Here is a 17,092-nt window from a genome sequence, read left to right on the forward strand (position 1 = left end):
TGCGGCCGTGCCGGGCACCCGCGCGGGGGCGGGGCCGCTGCTGGCCGATCAGCGGTTCCCGGGTGCCGACGCGGCGTCGGCCGGCCCGGTGGCCGGACCGGCCGCCGCGGCCTCTCCCGCCTCGCGGGGCAGCCGCAGCGGCAGCGGCTCACGTACCGGCTTGGCCTCCACCCCCCGGTCGACGACCAGCCCGTCCAGGCAGTGTGCCAACGGGCCGGCGGCGGACGGATCGGTGGCCGCCGCGCCCTGATAGACCGCCCGAACCATCCAGCGCGGGCCGTCGATGCCGACGAACCGCAGATCGGTCAGGCCGTCCTCGGTGCGTACCCGGGCGTGCAGCTCGGTGCCGTACTCGCCGGTGGCCTCCTGCGCGGCGGCGCCGTCGGCGAGCAGCGACTGGCGGATCTCTTCGCGTACCTCGTCCCAGATTCCCTCCGACCGCGGGGCCGCGAAGACACCGAGTTGCAGGGCGCTCTGGCCGTGCACCAGCACGACCTGCTGGACCACCCCCTGCTGGTCGGCCTGCACCCGCACCTCGACCTCGGGCACCGCCGGGATCTGCAGGCTGCCCAGGTCGAGCCGCTGCACCTCGGCCGGGGCCTCGGTGACGTCGTACGGCCCACGCGCCGGCTCCGCCGGGGCCGACGGGGCGTCCTCGATCTCGGGCAGGTTCGTGGCCCGCTCGTCAAGGGCGTGCCGTCCCGCGGCCCGCTTCCGGGAGAAGATCACTGCGTCCAACCTCCGCTGTTCGCACTCACGGTGCCATCTTTTCCGTTCGCGCCGTCCGTGGCCGGCGGCGGTACCAACCCGGCGTGCCCGCCGGTGGAGCCGTGCCCGCCGGTCCCGCGTCCGGACGCGGGCAGCTCGGCCACCGGCTGGAAGATCGCTCGTTCCACCCGCTGCACGATCAGCTGCGCGATCCGGTCACCCCGGGCGATCCTCACCGCCGCGGCTCGATCATGGTTGATCAGGTTGACCAGGATCTCACCCCGGTAGCCGGCGTCGACCGTACCGGGCGCGTTGAGCACCGTCACGCCGAGTCTGGCCGCGAGCCCCGATCGGGGATGGACCAGACCCACGTACCCCTCGGGCAGGGCGATCGCCACGCCGGTCGGCACCAGCGCCCGACCGCCCGGTGGCAGCTCCACGTCAGCGGCCGCCACCAGATCGGCACCGGCGTCACCGGGATGGGCGTACTCCGGCATCGGCAGCTCGGGATCGAGCCGCCGGACCGGCACGGGCACCACGTCGGTCATGATGTCCCTCTTTCGTCCGTTCCGCTGGGGGTGACCCTGTCATCCTGCCCGGTACCCGAGGGCCGCCGCGCCGTACCCTGGCATGAGTGAGCCAGTCAGCGTCACCTTCGTCCGTCTCGGCCCCCCCGGCGTACGCCGAGCGTCTGCGGCTGCCCTGGTGGTTGTGGCTCGCCGGGCTCGCGGCCGCCGCCCTGCTCGCCGTGGAGGTGTGGATGGGCGCGGCCGGTGCGCGCGCCTGGCTGCCGTTCGCGGTGTTGCTGCCCGCCGCTGCCGCCGGGCTGGCCTGGTTGGGCCGGATCCGGGTCGCGGTGACCGACGCGGAGCTGCGGGTCGACGACGCCCGGCTGCCTGTCCGGTTCGTCGCGGACGCCGTCGCGCTGGACGCCGCGGGGCGGCGTGAGGTGCTCGGTGTGGGCGCCGATCCGCTGGCGTTCGTCGTGCAACGCCCGTGGGTCCCCGGTGCCGTCCAGGTGGTCCTGAACGATCCGGCCGACCCCACGCCGTTCTGGGTGGTCAGTTCCCGGCACCCGGTCGAGCTGGCCGAAGCGCTGCTGGCCGCGCGGGACGCGGCCCGCTGATCCGAGCCGCCACCGGTCACCGGATCGTGCGGTGTCCGCCGACGCCGCTGCCGGCGGTCAGGACGACTCCGGCAGGGCCGGCGGGGTGGGCGGCGCAGCGGGCAGGGTGTGCCGCTGCCGGCGCAGGTCGGTGCGGAGTTGGTCGGCCAGCGTCCGGGTCGCCCGTCGGTTCAGGTAGCTCGCCACGGCGGCTCCGGTGAGGAAGGGACCGAGCGTGGTGAGGTTCCGGCCGAAGCGCTTGAGCAGCGTGTCCCGCAGCTCGTTCCGGGCGGCCGTACCCAGCACGGCGCCCACGCCGACGCCGGGCATCATCGGGTTGACACCGCGCTGGCTGGCCCATCCCTGCACCAACGCGATCGTCCGCTCGGTGCCGCCGGCCGGCAGCGGTACGCCGTAGATCTCGTGCAGCTCACCGGTCAACTTCAGCTCCACCGCCACCACCGCGACCGTCTCGGCGGCGAGCAGTACCGGAGCGGAGAGCAGGGTCGGTGTCACCGTCCACTGCACCGCCGAGGCTCCGCCGCCGGCCGCGCCGACCCCCGCCGTGGCCCGGGAGGCGTTGCGGACCAGCCGGTCGGCCAGTTCCTCGTCCGACAGCCCGGGAAAGTGGCGGCGCAGGGTGGCCAGATCCCGGACCGGCACGTGCGGGGCGATCTCCGCGACGGTGTCCACCATCCAGCGCAGCGCGGCCCTCGGCTTGAACAGGTCGCCGATCCCCCGGGCCCGAGCCTGTCCGACCAGCCGGGTGAGCAGTTGACGCCGTCTCGCCGGCTCGATCTCGTCGGCGGTCAGCGCCGCGACGGTCTTCCCGAGCTCGTCCCGGTCCTCGGTGCGCTCGCTGCCCTCGCTCATGACCGCACCACGGCGCCGCGCCCGCCGATTCGCTCGCTCATGGCTATCGAGTCAACCAGGTTGCGCGGCGTCGCGCTCGCCGAGCCGGGCGGCGGCGACTCCACTTGGGAGTCGCCGCCATGGTCGTGGTCGTCGCACTGCGGTCAGACGCACTCTCGGCAGATCAGCTCGCCGTTGCGTTCGACCGCGAGCTGGCTGCGGTGGTGCACCAGGAAGCAACGGGCGCAGCGGAACTCGTCCTGCTGCATCGGTAGCACCTTGACCGTCAGTTCCTCGTCGGCAAGGTCGGCGCCGGGCAGCTCGAAGCTCTCAGCCACTTCGGCCTCGTCGACGTCCACGGCGCCCGACTGCGAGTCGACGCGCCGGGCCTTGAGCTCTTCCAGGCTGTCCTCGCCGAGGTCGACCTCGTCTCGGCGCGGAGCGTCGTAGTCGGTGGCCATCGGTTTCACTCTCCCATTTCGATGTTGTCGCTTCCGGTTGTAACGCCGGACGACGCTGTTTCGGTTCCGCTGGCCGGCCACCGCTAGTGTCGGCCACCTGACCCGACGACCGCTCGGACCAGACCGCCAGAGGATCTCCCCGGCGAGCGCGGAACCCTACCCCCCCTTTGGGCGAGGCATGTATACCGCCCTCGTGGCTGAGATGTACGCCCCTGCACGGGAAGTTGTTCCCAATGTGACTCAGGCGACACGAAGATAGGGGTAGTACTACCCCGTTCTCCGGTGGCGCGCCGGCATGTCGGACTGTTTCCACGCGACGGTCGGACACCCGTTAACCTCAGCGGCGTACCCGACGACCGACGGAACGGCCCGATCGTCGGCCGCCGCCACCCACCACTGCCCGGGAGTGACCTGATGAGCTTTGCGCGAGTGCGAGCACTCGTTGTCGTCGGTTTACTGGCGGTGGTCGCCCTGGTCTTCGTGGTCGTCGCCCTGGTCAGGGACACCCAGAGCAACGCCGGCGCCGGTGAGGGTTGTCCGGACGACTGGCCGCGCGCCGACGTCACCCTACGCGACCACAAGGACGTCAAGATCAACGTGCTGAACGGCACGGACCGTCCCGGTTTGGCCGCCGACGTCGCGGGCGACTTCCGCAACCGCGACTTCCAGGTGCAGAAGGAAGCCACCCAGAAGAAGAAGATCGACGACGTGGCGGTGCTGCGCTACGGGCCCAAGGGAGTCGGCTCGGCGCACCTGCTGCGGGCGTACTTCCTCGGCGACGCCGAGCTGGAGTACGACCCCAAGCGCGAGAACGACGTCGTCGACGTGGTCCTGGGCGGCAACTTCCAGCAGTTGGCCACCATCACCGAGGTCAACCAGTCGCTGGGCGACCTGGGTGCCCCGGTAGCCCCGCCCGGTTCCTGCCCGATGTCGGTCGAGGGCTGACCACCGGGTCGTCCAGCGGGCCCGACGGGCACCACACGGCCTCAGGGGCCGCCGGAGGCGTCCAGGGCGGCCAGGCGGTCGTGCAACGCGTCGAACAGCGCCGGCGGGGCGGCGACGACCATCTCCGGCCCGGGGGCCGCCCCCTTGAGCCCGCCGACCCGCAGACCGGCCTCGGTGGCCACCAGCGCCCCGGCGGCCTGGTCCCAGGCGGCCAGACCCTTCTCGTAGTAGGCGTCGGCCCGCCCCTCGGCGACCAGGCAGAGATCGACGGCGGCGGCGCCGAGACGGCGGATGTCGCGCACGTGCGAAATCAGCTCGGTCAGTACCCGGGCCTGGTGAACCCGGCGGGCGGCGTCATAGCCGAAGCCGGTGATCACCAGCGCCTGACCGAGATCGGTCTCGGTGGAGCAGTGCAGTCGCCGACCCGCCCGCCAGGCACCCCCGCCGACGGTCGCGGTCCACTCCTCGCCGGTGTGGATGTTGCGCACCACACCCGCCACCACCTCGCCGTCCAGCTCCGCGGCGATGGACACCGCGCAGTGCGTCAGGCCGTACAGGTAGTTGACGGTGCCGTCGATCGGGTCGACGATCCACCGCACCCGGGCACCCGGGCCCTCGCCACTGGCCGCGGCACCGTACTCCTCGCCCAACACGGCGTCGTCCGGCCGCAGCCGGCGCAGCTCGGCGGTGATCTGCCGCTCCACGGCCCGGTCAGCCGCGGTCACCACGTCCGTGACGGTGCTCTTGGTCGCCGCGACCGAGACTCCTTCGGTACGCATCCGGTACGCGGTGGCCGCCGCGCCCCGGGCCACCTCGATCGCGATCTCCAGCAGTTGCGGTGGCGGTGGCGCCGCGCGCTCCATATCCGTTCCCTTCCCGCACGGCCAGGTATCCGGCTTCCGCGCGGGTATCATCCTTACAAAGTCCAAAAGCGCACCGAATCGGCGGTCCCGACCGCCGATCAGCCGTGCGGCGCAGGATGATCGCCGCAGACGGCGTTACAATTCACCCCTGCCCACGCGCCACGGACCGCCCGACAGCCGGCCGGCCCGGGACACGGGGGTTCCTCAACCACATCGCCCGGCGCGGTGCCCTACGCTGCGTCGGACGAACCCGGCCGTGCTCGCTCTTCGCCTCCGGAAGGTCATTCGTGACAGAACCCCGCCAGACCGGCGCCGACGTTCGCTCGCTCACCGACACCTTGATCGCCCACGCGCAGAGCGCTGGCGGCCAGCTCACGTCGGCCCAGCTCGCGCGCACCGTCGAGTCCGCCGAGGTGACTCCGGCCCAGGCCAAGAAGATCCTGCGGGCGCTCTCCGAGGCCGGGGTGACCGTCGTGGTCGACGGCTCGGCCAGCACCCGCCGCCGGGTCGCCGCCGCCCGGTCCGCCACCCCCGCGTCCCGGGCCACCACCGCCAAGACCACCAAGAAGGCCGCCGCGCCCGCCCCGAAGCAGGCGCCCTCGGCCGAGGAGGCACCGGCGCCGGCACCGCGCAAGGCGACCTCGCGCAAGGCTGCCGGCACCACCGCCGAGGTGGCCGCCAAGGCCGCCGCGCCGGCCAAGAAGTCCACCCGGGCCACCAAGGCCACCGTGGCCGCTGCGGCGGGCGCGGCGAAGCCGGCCAACGCCGCCGAGGGCGAGGCCGCCGAGGGCGAGGTCAATCCCGAGGAACTCGCCGCGGAGATCGAGGACGTGGTGGTCGAGGAGCCGGCGGAGCTGGCCCAGGCCGCCGCGGCCGACGCGGCGAACTCCGCCACCGACAACGACTTCGAGTGGGACGACGAGGAGTCCGAGGCGCTCAAGCAGGCGCGTCGCGACGCCGAGCTGACCGCCTCGGCGGACTCGGTCCGGGCGTACCTCAAGCAGATCGGTAAGGTTCCGCTGCTCAACGCCGAGCAGGAGGTGGAGCTGGCCAAGCGGATCGAGGCCGGGCTCTACGCCGCCGAGCGGCTGCGGGCCGCCGACGAGGGCGAGGAGAAGCTCGTCCGGGACATGCAGCGCGACCTGCTGTGGATCTCCCGGGACGGCGAGCGGGCCAAGAACCACCTGCTCGAGGCGAACCTCCGCCTGGTCGTCTCGCTGGCAAAGCGGTACACGGGCCGGGGGATGGCGTTCCTCGACCTCATCCAGGAAGGCAACCTCGGCCTGATCCGCGCGGTCGAGAAGTTCGACTACACCAAGGGCTACAAGTTCTCCACCTACGCCACCTGGTGGATCCGACAGGCCATCACCCGCGCCATGGCCGACCAGGCCCGCACCATCCGCATCCCGGTCCACATGGTCGAGGTGATCAACAAGCTGGGCCGGATACAGCGCGAGCTGCTCCAGGATCTGGGCCGGGAGCCCACGCCGGAGGAGTTGGCCAAGGAGATGGACATCACACCGGAGAAGGTGCTGGAGATCCAGCAGTACGCCCGGGAGCCCATCTCGCTCGACCAGACCATCGGTGACGAGGGCGACAGCCAGCTCGGTGACTTCATCGAGGACTCGGAGGCGGTGGTCGCCGTCGACGCGGTCTCGTTCTCCCTGCTTCAGGACCAGCTCCAGCAGGTGCTGCAGACGTTGTCCGAGCGTGAGGCGGGTGTGGTGCGTCTGCGGTTCGGGCTGACCGACGGCCAACCGCGCACCTTGGACGAGATCGGTCAGGTCTACGGAGTCACCCGCGAACGGATCCGGCAGATCGAGTCCAAGACGATGTCCAAGCTCCGGCATCCCTCGCGTTCCCAGGTGCTCCGGGACTACCTCGACTGATCAGCATCCGTCAACTGATCGTGCCGTTTTGACCACCTGGCGTACAACGTCGGATGGTGATCAGGTGGTTGCACGAATGTGATCGTTGACGTGGCACCCTGGGTGCACGGCACACTGTCCGTGCCAGGTGTGACCTCGGTCCCCCGCGGGCACACAGGGAAGGCGAGGCCCGACAAGGGTGTTGCACGATAGGTGACCAAGACCGAAGAGAGTGTTCATCGGTGACGACCAGAGGAGGAAGGCGATGACCCCGACCCTCACGCCGCCGCCCGAGACGGTGAGCCCCCCGGCCGCCGATGAACGGTGCGACCGCTGCAATGCCGCCGGCAAGCTCCGGATCACCCTGGCGGGTGGCAGTGAGCTGGTGTTCTGTGGGCACCACGCCAACAAGTACGCCGAGGATCTCGTCAAGATCACCGTGCGGTACGCGACGGACCCGGAGTTCACCTGGCGCGGTGCTGACCTGATGGCCAACTAAGGCTTCAGCAGACCGGACAAAAGCCGGCCGGAGACATCCACAGGATGTCTCCGGCCGGCTTTTCCATACCCCCCACCCACCCCACCCCACCCCGGTTGATCAAGAAGTTTTCGTCACCGCCAGCGCGTTTCACGACGCAAACTTCTTGATCAACGCGGCGGTGGGTGAGGTCGGGTGGGGTGGGTGGGGTTAGAGGGTTTGGACGGTGGCTATGCGTTCTTCGAGTTGCTCGATGGTGGCCTGGGCGCTGGGTGGGCCGCCGCAGATGCGGCGCAGCTCAGCGTGGATCTTGCCGTGGGGCTGGCCGGTGCGGTGGTGCTGGGCCGCGACCAGGGCGTTGAGCTGACGGCGCAGGGCCACCCGGCGCTGGGCGGCGCTCATCGGTGCCGGCGGAGCGGACGCGGGCGTGGCGGACTCCGTCCTCTGCTCGGTCGCCCGACGTCGCTGGGCAGCGAGCTGGTCGGCCTGCCGCTTGGCGAGCAGTGACGCCACCTGTTCCGAGGTGAGCAACCCGGGCAGGCCGAGGTACTCCTCCTCCTCGGGAGTGCCGGCCTGGGCCGCCGTACCGAACGAGGCCCCGTCGAAGATCACTTGATCCAGTTCCGCCGTGGCGGACAGCGCGGCGAAACGCTTCTCCAGTTCACCGCTGGCCTGCTCGTCGCGCTGAGCCCGGTCCAGCAGCTCGTCGTCGAAGCCCTCGCGGTCCTTGGGCTTGCCGAGCACGTGGTCCCGCTCGGCCTCCATCTCGCTGGCCAGCCCGAGCAGGTGCGGCACGCTGGGCAGGAAGACCGACGCGGTCTCCCCGGGGCGCCGGGCCCGGACGAAGCGCCCGATGGCCTGCGCGAAGTACAGCGGGGTGCTGGCACTTGTCGCGTACACACCAACGGCCAGCCGGGGGATGTCGACGCCTTCGGACACCATTCGTACCGCGACCAGCCATCGTTGCTCGGACGCCGCGAACGTCGCGATCCGGGCCGAGGCACCCGCGTCGTCGGAGAGCACCACGCCCGCCCGCTCCCCCGTCACCTGCTCGATGAGCCTGGCGTACGAGCGGGCCGTCTGCTGGTCGCTGGCGATGACGAGGCCGCCCGCGTCGGGCATGCCCGCCTCCCGTAGCACGGTCAGCCGAGCGTCGGCCGCCCGCAGCACCTGCGGCATCCAGTCACCCGCCGGATCCAGGGCGGTACGCCACGCCTGGGCGATGAGATCCTGCGTCATCGGCTCGCCCAGCCGGGCCGCCAGTTCCTCCCCGGCGTTGGTCCGCCATCGGGTCTCACCCGAGTACGCCAGGAACAGCACCGGCCGTACCACGCCGTCGCGCAGCGCGTCGCTGTAGCCGTAGACCGAGTCGGCCCGGGAACGCAGCAGGCCGTCGCCGCCCCGCTCGTAGCTGACGAACGGGATGGGGTTGTCGTCGGACCGGAAGGGCGTACCGGTGAGCATCAGCCGGCGTACCGCCGGCTCGAAGGCCGCCTTCACCCCGTCCCCCCAGGTACGCGAGTCACCGGCGTGGTGGATCTCGTCGAGGATGACCAGGGTCCGGCGGGTCATGGTGCGCCGCCGGTGCACCTGCGGCGCCATTCCGACCTGTGCGTAGGTGACCACGGCGCCGTGGAAGTCGGCCGAGGAGTGCAGGTCGGCGTTGCGGAAGGCGGCGTCGAGTTGGATACCCACCCGGGCCGCCGCCTCCGCCCACTGGGTCTTCAGGTGTTCGGTCGGCGCGACCACGGTGACCGCCTCGACGCTGCCGTCGGCGAGCAGTTCGGCGGCGATCCGCAGGGCGAAGGTGGTCTTACCGGCCCCCGGGGTGGCGACCGCGGTGAAGTCCTCAGCCCGACGGCGCAGGTACTCCACCAGAGCCTTGCGCTGCCAGGCGCGAAGGGACGGGAACGTGTCGAGCGCCGGCGTCCGGACTGCCACGAGTTAGCTCCTCTCCGGCCACGGAATGTCCCGGCCGCAGGCCGGCGGGCCCGGGCCGGGGGGCACGGCGGTCGCCCCACGAAAATGCCTCCGCGCAGCCGAGCCGCGAAGGCCGACACAGCATAACCAGCAGCCGCCCGGCCGCCCACGCGACGCCACACCCGTCACCGAGGTGCCGTTCGCCACTGCTGGCTCACTCCGGCGGCGGCCCCGACAGACCGGTGCGTGGTGGTCGCACCGTCGCCACCGGAGCCGACCAGCGCCGACGCAGGGCGACCAGGCGTACGCCGAAGACCAGCACCACGGCGACGGTGAGCGGGATCGGCCCGGTGTGCCCGAGGCCATGGAGGAGCACCACCACGATCGAGCCGACGAGCGACGCGACCGCGTAGATCTCCCGCCGCAACACCACCGGGATCTCACCGGTGAGCAGGTCGCGGACGAGTCCCCCACCGATCGCGGTGATCATGCCGATCAGGCAGGCACCGACCGCCGGGACCCGGGCGTCGAGGGCCTTGAGGGTGCCGGCGACGGTGAACAGGCCGAGCCCGGCCGCATCCAGCACCAGGACGGTGGTGCGCAGCCGGGCGAACTGTGGGTGCAGCCAGAAGATCGCTGCGGCGGTCACGGCGGCGGTACCCGCGTAACGCCAGTCGGCGAAGGCCAACGGCGGAACCTCGTCGATGACCAGGTCCCGGACGATCCCGCCGCCGAGGGCGGCGACGAAGCCGACGAAGACCACGCCGAAGAGGTCGAGCCGTTTGGCCACCGCCGCGGAGGCGCCCGAGGCGGCGAAGACCGCGACTCCGGCCAGGTCAGCCAGGAGAAGGGCGGTGGAGGTGGTCACCGCCGCAGGTTACGCGGGCCGCCGCGCGGACCGAGGGCGTCACTCGCGGTACGAGTCGTAGATCTCCTTGCACTTCGGGCAGACCGGTGAACCCGGTTTGGGCGTCTTCGTCACCGGAAACGTCTCCCCGCACAGCGCCACGACGAAGGTGCCCATGACGGCACTCTCGGCGATCTTTTCTTTCCGGACGTAGTGGAACATCTCCGGACCGGTGTCGGCGTCCTTCAGCTCGGGACGTTCGAGGATCTGTGTAGTCACGTCTGCACCTCCAACCGACAAGTCTGGCAGGTCACCCGCACCCGGTCCACCTGAGGTGACCCGGATGGCGGGCGTACGGTGAGCGATTGTGACCGACTTTCATCTTCGCTACGGCACCGAGGTGGCCCGGGCACTGCGCGAGCAGGGGCCCGTGGTCGCTCTGGAGAGCACCATCGTCTCGCACGGCCTGCCCCGGCCGGACAACCTCCGGGTGGCCCGGCAGATCGAACAGGCCGTCCGGGACGCCGGCGCGGTGCCGGCCACCATCGGCATGGTCGCCGGCGAACTCGTGGTCGGGCTCGACGACGCCGAACTGACCCGGCTGGCCACCGCCGACGGGGTGACCAAGCTCTCCGTACGCGACCTCGCGGTGGCGGCCGCATCCGGCGCTGACGGTGCCACCACGGTGGCCGCGACAAGTGCCGTGGCGGCCGCGGCGGGCATCGGCGTGTTCGCCACCGGCGGGCTGGGCGGGGTGCACCGCGAGGCGGCGCAGACCTTCGACGAGTCCGCCGACCTGGTCACCCTGGCACGTACGCCGATCGCGGTGGTCTGCGCCGGGGTGAAGTCGATCCTCGACGTGGGCGCGACCCTGGAGCGGCTGGAGACCCTCGGGGTGGCCGTGGTCGGCTACCGGACCCGCCGGTTTCCGGGCTTCTTCATCACCGACGGCGGCTTCGACCTGGACTGGTCGGTCAACTCCCCGGAACGGGTCGCCGACGTGCTGGCCGCCCGCGAGCAGCACCGGGCACACCATGGCGGGCTGATCGTCGCCAACCCGCTGCCCACCGACGAGCAGCTCGACCCGGACCTGCACGACCGTACCCTCACCGAGGGTCTCGCCCGGCTGGAGCGCGACGGGGTGACCGGCAAGGCCGTCACGCCGTACCTGCTTGCCCACTTCCACTCCGCGACGCAGGGCGCCAGCCTGGCGGTGAACGTCCGGATCATCCTGCGCAACGCCGATCTGGCCGCCCGGATCGCGGTCGCCGCCGCCCAGCGCCGGGTCGACGCGTCGGCGTGACCGGGGTGACCGAGAACGACAGCGGCGGTACCGGCCGGGTCCTGGTCGTCGGCGACGTGGTCACGGACGTGGTGGCGGTGCTCTCCGGACCGTTGGCGTCCGGCTCCGACACCCCGGCGGCGATCAGGTCCACCGGCGGCGGGCAGGCGGCCAACACCGCGTCCTGGCTGGCCGCCCAGGGGGTACCGGTGACCCTGGTGGGCGCGGTCGGCGACGACGGCGCCGGGCGTGACCGGGTGGCGGAGCTGACCGCCGCCGGAGTCGACTGCGCCGTGGAACGGATCGCCGGTACCACCACCGGCACGGTGATCGTGCTGACCGCCGGCGGCGAACGCACCATGGTCACCGAGCGTGGGGCGAACGTACGGCTGCGTCCCGACCACGTGGCCGCGGCGCTGTCCGGTGCGCCGGATGCCACCCACCTGTACCTGTCCGGGTACACCCTGTTGGACGCGGAGTCCCGACCGGCCGGCCTGCGGGCGCTGGCCGGCGCCCGCGAACGCGGCCTGACCACGAGCGTCGACGCGGCCTCCGCGGCACCGCTGCGGGCGGTCGGGCCGGCGGCCTTCCTGAACTGGGTACGCGAGGTCGACCTGCTGCTGGTCAACGTCGACGAGGCCACCGTGCTGGCGGGTGGGCTGGAGCCGGCGGCACAGGGCAGGGCACTGCTCTCCGTGGCCCGTCGGGTGGTGGTCAAACGCGGCGGGGCCGGTGCCGTCTGGGTCGACCGGGACGCGACGATCGTCACCTCGGCGGCGCATCGGGTGACGGTGCGGGACGTGACCGGGGCGGGTGACGCCTTCGCGGCGGGCCTGCTGCGTGCCTGGCTGGCCGGGGCGGCACCCGACGCCGCCCTGGCCCGGGCGGTCGATCTCGGTGCCGCGGCGGTGGCGCAGGTCGGGGCCCGACCCGTTCGTTGAGCCACGCCGGGCGGGTCAGGGCTCGGCGTCGATCACCTTGTGCGGCCGCTCCTCGGCGGCGAGGCTCATCGGGGGCGGCGCCGCCTCGGTGGCCGACCGCGACGAGAAGCGGTTGGCGAGGCGGTGGCGCTCCTTGGGCGGCCGGTCGTTGGCCAGCAGTACCGCGAGCCACGGGATGAGCACCATGCCCAGCGCGACCAGCGGCAGCCAGAGCCAGAGCAGTGGTGCCCGCACCCCGACCAGGATCGCGCCGACGATCACACAGGCGACGCGGACACCCATCATCACGACGTAACGCCGCTGCCGGCTGGTCAGTTGATCATCCTGGCTGCGGGCGGCGTCGGTGATGAGAATCGGCTGGTACGCCTGGCGCTTCACCCGTGGTACCTCCTCTGGAGGGGTCGCACTCCATCCTGTCACTCGGACCGGGCGAGCGACGAGGATCGTCGCGCCCGAAATTCGTGTTACGCCCGTGGTACGCTCGCCGCGTGGGCAGCAGGTTCAGCTTCACTGACGAGGCGCTGGCCAATCTGCGGGTCTACGACGTCACGCCGGGGGAAGTCTGGGAGGCGCTGCACAGCGGCCGGCGGGTGATCCGCCACCTCGGCGACGACGTGATGGTGGTCTACGCCCCCACCGCCCGCGGACGCCGGGTGGCCGTGCTGCTGGCCGAGACCGACGGCGCCGACAACGACTGGGACGTCCTCTCCGCCCGCGAGTTGAGCGACGTCGAGGCAAAACGCTACGACGAGGCCGTGCGGAATTCTCCGGAGACGAGGAGGCGGTGACGATGAACCGTCACGACGCGATCAAGCAGTTCCACGGCGGCGGCGACCGGATCGCCGATCTGATCGACGAGAGCCAGGCGGTGGGACTGCCCACCCCCGACACCGAGACTCCGATGATCAGCCGGTCGGTCCGGCTGCCGCTGGAGACGTACGAACGGGTCCGGGCCGCCGCCGACGCCCGGGGCATCGGCGTGACGACGCTGATGCGGCAGTGGATCGAGGCGGGCCTGGCCGACCTGGACGACTCGGCGACCGTCTCGCTGGCCGACGTCCGGCGGGCCATCGCCTCGCTGGCCCACCCGAGCGCCGCCTGACGGAATCGTCATCCGTGCCCGGCGACCCGCGCCGGGCCCACGCGGCGGGGCCGTGGCGCGCACGTCAGGTCGGGAAGTTGGCATCACCCGGATCCGGGCGGTCCAGCGGGGAGGCCGACGACTCCATCGGCTGATCACGAGCCCGCAACCCGTCCACGACGGCCACCACGGCCAGCCCACCGGCAACCACGGACAGCGCCAGCATCGGCGTGCCGAGCAGGAGCAGCGGAGCGGACCCGACCAGCACGAGCGTCATCAGCACCCGTCGGCGGGAGACCCGGGCGAAGATCTCGTACTCGAAACGGGTCCGCCCCAGCAGGAACAGGACCGGCCCGCCGACGATGAAGATCAGCCAGGCCGGCTCGACCCGGTCGAACGGTTTCACGATGACCAACTCGTAGCCCACCCCGGTGAGCAGCACGCCGAGCACCATGACCAGGTGCGTGGTGGAGGCGGAGGCACCGAGCCGACCGGGCGACCGGGCCAGCCGCAGCGCCTCGACGAGCAGGTGACCGGCCCGATGGAAGTAGATCCGCCAGAGCAGCGCGGTGGTGAGGAAGGCGACCGTGAAGGCCGCCGCCGCGAGCTGGCCGAACCCCTCGCCGCTGTAGGTGATCCCGATGACCAGGATCGTCTCGCCCAGCGCGATGAGGAAGATCTGCTGGTAGCGCTCCGCGATGTGCTCCCCGGCGATCCGCCAGGCCGAGACCGGCGCCCGCCCCAGCCCGGGCACCGGCCAACCCAGCAGGTATCCGGTCAGGTCGATGGTGATGGCCAGCGCCCACAGCCCGAATCGCAGGTCGGCGTGCCCGAGCGCGCCGGCCAGCCAGAACGCACCGGACAGCGCCGCCCAGGCGGCCAGCCGCCACGGCACGGTACGGCGCGGGTGCCGACCCAGCACGGCGGCGATGATCAGCGGTCGCGCGATCACCGTCACCAGGTAGGCCACCACGAACGGCAACGCCCGCTCCTCGAACCCCCGGGGCACGGTGACGGCCATCACCAGGCTGCCGAACATCGTCCCGACCACGACGAGCTGGATCGTCAGGGCGTCCGGCTCGTACCGGCTGGTGACCCAGTTGATCAATGTCCAGACATGCCACAGGGCGAGGAAGAGGATCAGGGTCTCCAGGAAGCCCAACACGGTCAGCCCGTGCTCGACCTCGTCGATGAAGCGGACCGAGACCCGGGTGAAGGCGAAGACGAAGGCCAGGTCGAGGAAGAGTTCCAGGAAGGTGGCCCGCGACATGCCGTGCCCACCACGCAGCAGCGCGCCGCCCCGCTGCGCCATCGACCGCCCCCCGCCGTCGTCGGAGGCGGCCCGGTCAGTCCCCGAGTGCGTTCGCCTTCGCCGCCGCCTTCATCTGCTGTTTGTACTCCCGAACCAGGCGCAGTGACTCGGCATCGGTCACATCGGCGACGGACCGGTGGGCCTCGGGATCGCCGTAGTGACCCGCAGCCTCCCGCCAGCCCGGCGGTCGCACCCCGAACCGCTTGCCGAGCAGGGCGAGGAAGATCTGAGCCTTCTGCCGACCGAATCCGGGCAGGGCGGTGATCCGCCCGAGCAGCTCGCGGCCGTCGGCCGGGTCCGCCCAGAGCCGGGCCGCATCGCCGTCGTAGCGCTCGACCAGCACCCGGCACACCTGCTGTACCCGGGCCGCCATCGCCTTGGGAAAGCGGTGCAGCGCGGGTGGCTGGGCGAAGATGGCCACCAGGGCCTCCGGATCGAAGTCGGCCAGCTCCCGGGCGTCCAGGTCGTGGCCGAGCCGCTGGGCCAGCACGTACGGCGAGGAGAAGGCCTTCTCCATCGAGACCTGCTGGTCGAGCACCATGCCGACGAGCAGGGCCAGCGGGTCGCGGGCCAGCAGCTGGTTCGCCTGCGGGTCGATGGGCAGCGCGAGCGTCATGCCCTCATCCTGCCCGTACGCCGGTCGGGACGGGCGCCGACACCCACCTCGGACCGACCGGTCGGGGCACGACGTGACGCGGCCCGGCGGATCGGTTTCGCACCGTCCGCCGGGCCGGTTGTGCCGGTGAGGGTCAGTTGACCACGAACAGCAGGCGGTTCGGCGAGCCGCTGCCCGGGCTGGTCACCACGCCCGTGGTGGCGTTGTTGACCAGGTAGCTCTTGACCTGGGCCGGCGAGTAGGACGGGTTGGCGCCGAGCACGAGCGCGGCGGCACCGGCCACGTGCGGCGAGGCCATCGAGGTGCCGCTGATGGTGTTGGTAGCGCTGTTGCTGGTGTGCCAGGCCGACGTGATGCTCGAACCCGGCGCGAAGATGTGCACGCAGGAGCCGTAGTTGGAGAAGGAGGACCGGGCGTCGGTGCTGGTGGTCGAGCCGACGGTGATCGCGGTCGAGGTCCGGGCCGGCGAGTAGTTGCAGGCGTTGGCGTTCGAGTTGCCCGCCGCGACCGCGTAGCTGACGCCGGAGGCGATCGAGTTGCGCACCGCGTTGTCGATGGAGGTGCTGGCGCCGCCACCCAGGCTCATGTTCGCCACGGCCGGCTTCACCGCGTTGGCGGTCACCCAGTTCACCCCGTTGACCACGCTGGTGGTGGTGCCGCCGCCGGAGCAGTTGAGCACCTTCACCGCGACCAGGCGGACCCCCTTGGCCACACCGTGGGTCGAACCGCCGACCGTGCCGGCGACGTGGGTGCCGTGGCCGTTGCAGTCGGTGTTGTTGCTGTCCACGGTGTTGGTGCCCCAGGTGGCCCGGCCGCCGAACTGGCTGTGGGAGGTCCGGATTCCGGTGTCGATGATGTACGCCCGCACGTTCGAGGCGGTGTTCGGGTAGGTGTAGGTGGTGCTCAGCGGCCGGTTGCGCTGGTCGATGCGGTCCAGACCCCAGGTCGCGTTGGTCTGGGTCGCCTGGATCGTGACCACCTGGTCCTGCTCCACGTAGGCAACCGCCGGGTTGGCGGCGAGCCGGGCCGCCTGGGCGGCGGTCATCTTCGCCGCGAAACCGGTGAGCGCGGCGCTGTAGGTGTCGGAGACACTGCCCCCGTACCGCTTGACCAGGGCGCTGGCCCGATCCGGAACGGCGGAGCGAGCCGTCGACGAACCGGCGGCACCGACGGCGTCGGTGCGCAGGACGACCAGGTAGCTGCCGCTGACCGCGTTCGACGCACCGGCGCCACGGATCTCGCCGGTGGGCGCGGCGACCGCCGCGGTGGTGCCGGCCGCCGAGACGGCTGCCGCGGTGGCGACGACGGCGAGCGCCCGGATGAGCTGCCGTCGCGCGGTGGACCCTGAGGACATCGTGCTCCTTACCTGGGCGGCCGACCGGGCTTCTGGCCGGGCGGTCCGCACCCTGGACTGAGTTGGAGGGAATGCTAGCGTTAGATCGACAGATATGACATAGATGTCGGTAGATTTAACTTCGGATGTCACGGGCGGTGCTCTCCGGACCCGACGCCACCAGGCAGGATGACGGTGTGGACGGACATGACATGCTGCTCTCCCCCGCCGGCATCGAAGCGCTGCGGACCGCGCTGACCCGGCGGGCTTCACCAGAACGGCATCGCCGCGCGGTTCGGCCCGCAGGCGACCGGCGGGTCGCCCGCAACGACTTCCGGGCCGGGCAGCGCCACCGCCGACCGGGATCCCCTGGCCACCCTGATCCGGGTGTTCATCTGCGAGCAGACCGAACTGGAGGCGGCGGTGGCGGCCGCGCTGGCCGCTGCCGCTCACCGACGCGCTCGACGCCGGGATCGTCGA

20 protein-coding genes and 1 pseudogene are annotated in these 17,092 nt (G+C 71.7%); 9 read left to right on the plus strand and 12 right to left on the minus strand.

Annotation, left to right across the window (positions count from 1 at the left end; genetic code table 11):
* Positions 1–48 precede the first annotated feature (48 nt).
* Both ENC19_RS02895 and dut read right to left on the minus strand, forming a co-directional pair.
* Entirely contained in the window at positions 49–729 is a 681-nt protein-coding gene (locus ENC19_RS02895; protein ID WP_164445570.1) for a DUF3710 domain-containing protein, read from the minus strand.
* Positions 726–1,256 carry a dUTP diphosphatase gene (dut, locus tag ENC19_RS02900; RefSeq protein ID WP_164445571.1) on the minus strand — a complete coding sequence of 177 codons (531 nt, stop codon included), beginning with the start codon at positions 1,254–1,256 and terminating at the stop codon, positions 726–728. Before dut ends, ENC19_RS02895 begins: the two co-directional genes overlap by 4 nt.
* Before the next feature lie 86 nt (positions 1,257–1,342).
* Between dut and ENC19_RS02905 the strand changes: the two genes are divergently transcribed.
* On the plus strand, positions 1,343–1,834 hold the full coding sequence (locus ENC19_RS02905) for a DUF3093 domain-containing protein (protein ID WP_164445572.1): 492 nt from the start codon (positions 1,343–1,345) through the stop codon (positions 1,832–1,834).
* 57 nt (positions 1,835–1,891) lie between these two features.
* Here the strand turns inward: ENC19_RS02905 and ENC19_RS02910 are convergent, their stop codons facing one another.
* Positions 1,892–2,686, minus strand: a complete 795-nt coding sequence (locus ENC19_RS02910; protein WP_164445573.1) for a hypothetical protein — start codon at positions 2,684–2,686, stop codon at positions 1,892–1,894.
* 143 nt (positions 2,687–2,829) lie between these two features.
* A complete protein-coding gene (locus ENC19_RS02915) occupies positions 2,830–3,126 on the minus strand; it encodes a DUF4193 domain-containing protein (RefSeq protein WP_007075406.1) in 297 nt (98 codons plus the stop codon).
* Between the two features lie 429 nt (positions 3,127–3,555).
* Here ENC19_RS02915 and ENC19_RS02920 point away from each other — a divergent pair, with 429 nt between their 5' ends.
* Positions 3,556–4,071, plus strand: a complete 516-nt coding sequence (locus ENC19_RS02920) for a LytR C-terminal domain-containing protein (RefSeq protein WP_216592635.1) — start codon at positions 3,556–3,558, stop codon at positions 4,069–4,071.
* Positions 4,072–4,112: 41 nt separating this feature from the next.
* On the opposite strand, the gene ENC19_RS02925 is transcribed toward ENC19_RS02920, so the two are convergent.
* Positions 4,113–4,934 carry an inositol monophosphatase family protein gene (locus tag ENC19_RS02925; RefSeq protein ID WP_164445575.1) on the minus strand — a complete coding sequence of 274 codons (822 nt, stop codon included), beginning with the start codon at positions 4,932–4,934 and terminating at the stop codon, positions 4,113–4,115.
* Between the two features lie 287 nt (positions 4,935–5,221).
* On the opposite strand from ENC19_RS02925, the gene ENC19_RS02930 reads away from it, so the two are divergent.
* Both ENC19_RS02930 and ENC19_RS02935 read left to right on the plus strand, forming a co-directional pair.
* Positions 5,222–6,823: an RNA polymerase sigma factor gene (locus ENC19_RS02930; RefSeq protein ID WP_164445576.1), complete on the plus strand. Its 1,602-nt coding sequence runs from the start codon at positions 5,222–5,224 to the stop codon at positions 6,821–6,823.
* Between the two features lie 244 nt (positions 6,824–7,067).
* Positions 7,068–7,301, plus strand: a complete 234-nt coding sequence (locus ENC19_RS02935) for a DUF7455 domain-containing protein (protein WP_093410327.1) — start codon at positions 7,068–7,070, stop codon at positions 7,299–7,301.
* Positions 7,302–7,490: 189 nt separating this feature from the next.
* On the opposite strand, the gene ENC19_RS02940 is transcribed toward ENC19_RS02935, so the two are convergent.
* From ENC19_RS02940 to ENC19_RS02950, 3 genes are all read right to left on the minus strand, one after another.
* Positions 7,491–9,221 carry a DEAD/DEAH box helicase gene (locus ENC19_RS02940; protein WP_164445577.1) on the minus strand — a complete coding sequence of 577 codons (1,731 nt, stop codon included), beginning with the start codon at positions 9,219–9,221 and terminating at the stop codon, positions 7,491–7,493.
* Between the two features lie 193 nt (positions 9,222–9,414).
* Entirely contained in the window at positions 9,415–10,068 is a 654-nt protein-coding gene (locus ENC19_RS02945; RefSeq protein WP_164445578.1) for a trimeric intracellular cation channel family protein, read from the minus strand.
* 39 nt (positions 10,069–10,107) lie between these two features.
* Positions 10,108–10,326, minus strand: coding sequence for a DUF3039 domain-containing protein (locus ENC19_RS02950; protein ID WP_164445579.1), 219 nt, complete (start codon positions 10,324–10,326; stop codon positions 10,108–10,110).
* An 88-nt stretch (positions 10,327–10,414) separates the two neighbouring features.
* Between ENC19_RS02950 and ENC19_RS02955 the strand changes: the two genes are divergently transcribed.
* Both ENC19_RS02955 and ENC19_RS02960 read left to right on the plus strand, forming a co-directional pair.
* The gene (locus ENC19_RS02955) at positions 10,415–11,350 is read left to right on the plus strand and encodes a pseudouridine-5'-phosphate glycosidase (protein WP_164445580.1); all 936 of its coding nucleotides are present in this window, start codon (positions 10,415–10,417) and stop codon (positions 11,348–11,350) included.
* A gap of 5 nt (positions 11,351–11,355) precedes the next feature.
* Positions 11,356–12,270: a carbohydrate kinase family protein gene (locus tag ENC19_RS02960; RefSeq protein ID WP_164445581.1), complete on the plus strand. Its 915-nt coding sequence runs from the start codon at positions 11,356–11,358 to the stop codon at positions 12,268–12,270.
* Between the two features lie 15 nt (positions 12,271–12,285).
* Here the strand turns inward: ENC19_RS02960 and ENC19_RS02965 are convergent, their stop codons facing one another.
* Positions 12,286–12,648 (minus strand): DUF3099 domain-containing protein, encoded by a 363-nt coding sequence (locus tag ENC19_RS02965; protein WP_164445582.1) that lies wholly within the window; start codon positions 12,646–12,648, stop codon positions 12,286–12,288.
* Positions 12,649–12,758: 110 nt separating this feature from the next.
* Here ENC19_RS02965 and ENC19_RS02970 point away from each other — a divergent pair, with 110 nt between their 5' ends.
* Both ENC19_RS02970 and ENC19_RS02975 read left to right on the plus strand, forming a co-directional pair.
* Complete coding sequence (locus tag ENC19_RS02970) at positions 12,759–13,058, plus strand: hypothetical protein (RefSeq protein WP_232511440.1); 300 nt, start codon at positions 12,759–12,761, stop codon at positions 13,056–13,058.
* 2 nt (positions 13,059–13,060) lie between these two features.
* Positions 13,061–13,372, plus strand: coding sequence for a hypothetical protein (locus tag ENC19_RS02975; protein WP_164445584.1), 312 nt, complete (start codon positions 13,061–13,063; stop codon positions 13,370–13,372).
* Positions 13,373–13,436: 64 nt separating this feature from the next.
* Here the strand turns inward: ENC19_RS02975 and ENC19_RS02980 are convergent, their stop codons facing one another.
* The 3 genes from ENC19_RS02980 to ENC19_RS02990 form a co-directional block, all read right to left on the minus strand.
* Positions 13,437–14,663: a low temperature requirement protein A gene (locus tag ENC19_RS02980; protein WP_164445585.1), complete on the minus strand. Its 1,227-nt coding sequence runs from the start codon at positions 14,661–14,663 to the stop codon at positions 13,437–13,439.
* 34 nt (positions 14,664–14,697) lie between these two features.
* Positions 14,698–15,279, minus strand: coding sequence for an HhH-GPD-type base excision DNA repair protein (locus ENC19_RS02985; RefSeq protein ID WP_164445586.1), 582 nt, complete (start codon positions 15,277–15,279; stop codon positions 14,698–14,700).
* Between the two features lie 133 nt (positions 15,280–15,412).
* Positions 15,413–16,633: a S8 family peptidase gene (locus ENC19_RS02990; protein ID WP_164445587.1), complete on the minus strand. Its 1,221-nt coding sequence runs from the start codon at positions 16,631–16,633 to the stop codon at positions 15,413–15,415.
* 261 nt (positions 16,634–16,894) lie between these two features.
* On the opposite strand from ENC19_RS02990, the pseudogene ENC19_RS32005 reads away from it, so the two are divergent.
* Positions 16,895–16,999 (plus strand): annotated as a pseudogene (locus ENC19_RS32005) (hypothetical protein); the annotation flags it as partial.
* Positions 17,000–17,092: the final 93 nt, after the last annotated feature.

Origin of the sequence: Verrucosispora sioxanthis (genome assembly GCF_010560025.1) — a bacterium.
Taxonomy (GTDB): Bacteria; Actinomycetota; Actinomycetes; order Mycobacteriales; family Micromonosporaceae; genus Micromonospora; species Micromonospora palythoicola.

Excerpts from the sequence above, each read along its gene's own strand:
- dut (WP_164445571.1), bottom strand. The coding sequence starts at position 1,256 with ATGACCGACGTGGTGCCCGTGCCGGTCCGGCGGCTCGATCCCGAGCTG.
- ENC19_RS02910 (WP_164445573.1), bottom strand. The coding sequence starts at position 2,686 with ATGAGCGAGGGCAGCGAGCGCACCGAGGACCGGGACGAGCTCGGGAAG.
- ENC19_RS02915 (WP_007075406.1), bottom strand. The coding sequence starts at position 3,126 with ATGGCCACCGACTACGACGCTCCGCGCCGAGACGAGGTCGACCTCGGC.
- ENC19_RS02925 (WP_164445575.1), bottom strand. The coding sequence starts at position 4,934 with ATGGAGCGCGCGGCGCCACCGCCACCGCAACTGCTGGAGATCGCGATC.
- ENC19_RS02935 (WP_093410327.1), top strand. The coding sequence starts at position 7,068 with ATGACCCCGACCCTCACGCCGCCGCCCGAGACGGTGAGCCCCCCGGCC.
- ENC19_RS02975 (WP_164445584.1), top strand. The coding sequence starts at position 13,061 with ATGAACCGTCACGACGCGATCAAGCAGTTCCACGGCGGCGGCGACCGG.
- ENC19_RS02980 (WP_164445585.1), bottom strand. The coding sequence starts at position 14,663 with ATGGCGCAGCGGGGCGGCGCGCTGCTGCGTGGTGGGCACGGCATGTCG.
- ENC19_RS02985 (WP_164445586.1), bottom strand. The coding sequence starts at position 15,279 with ATGACGCTCGCGCTGCCCATCGACCCGCAGGCGAACCAGCTGCTGGCC.
- ENC19_RS02990 (WP_164445587.1), bottom strand. The coding sequence starts at position 16,633 with ATGTCCTCAGGGTCCACCGCGCGACGGCAGCTCATCCGGGCGCTCGCC.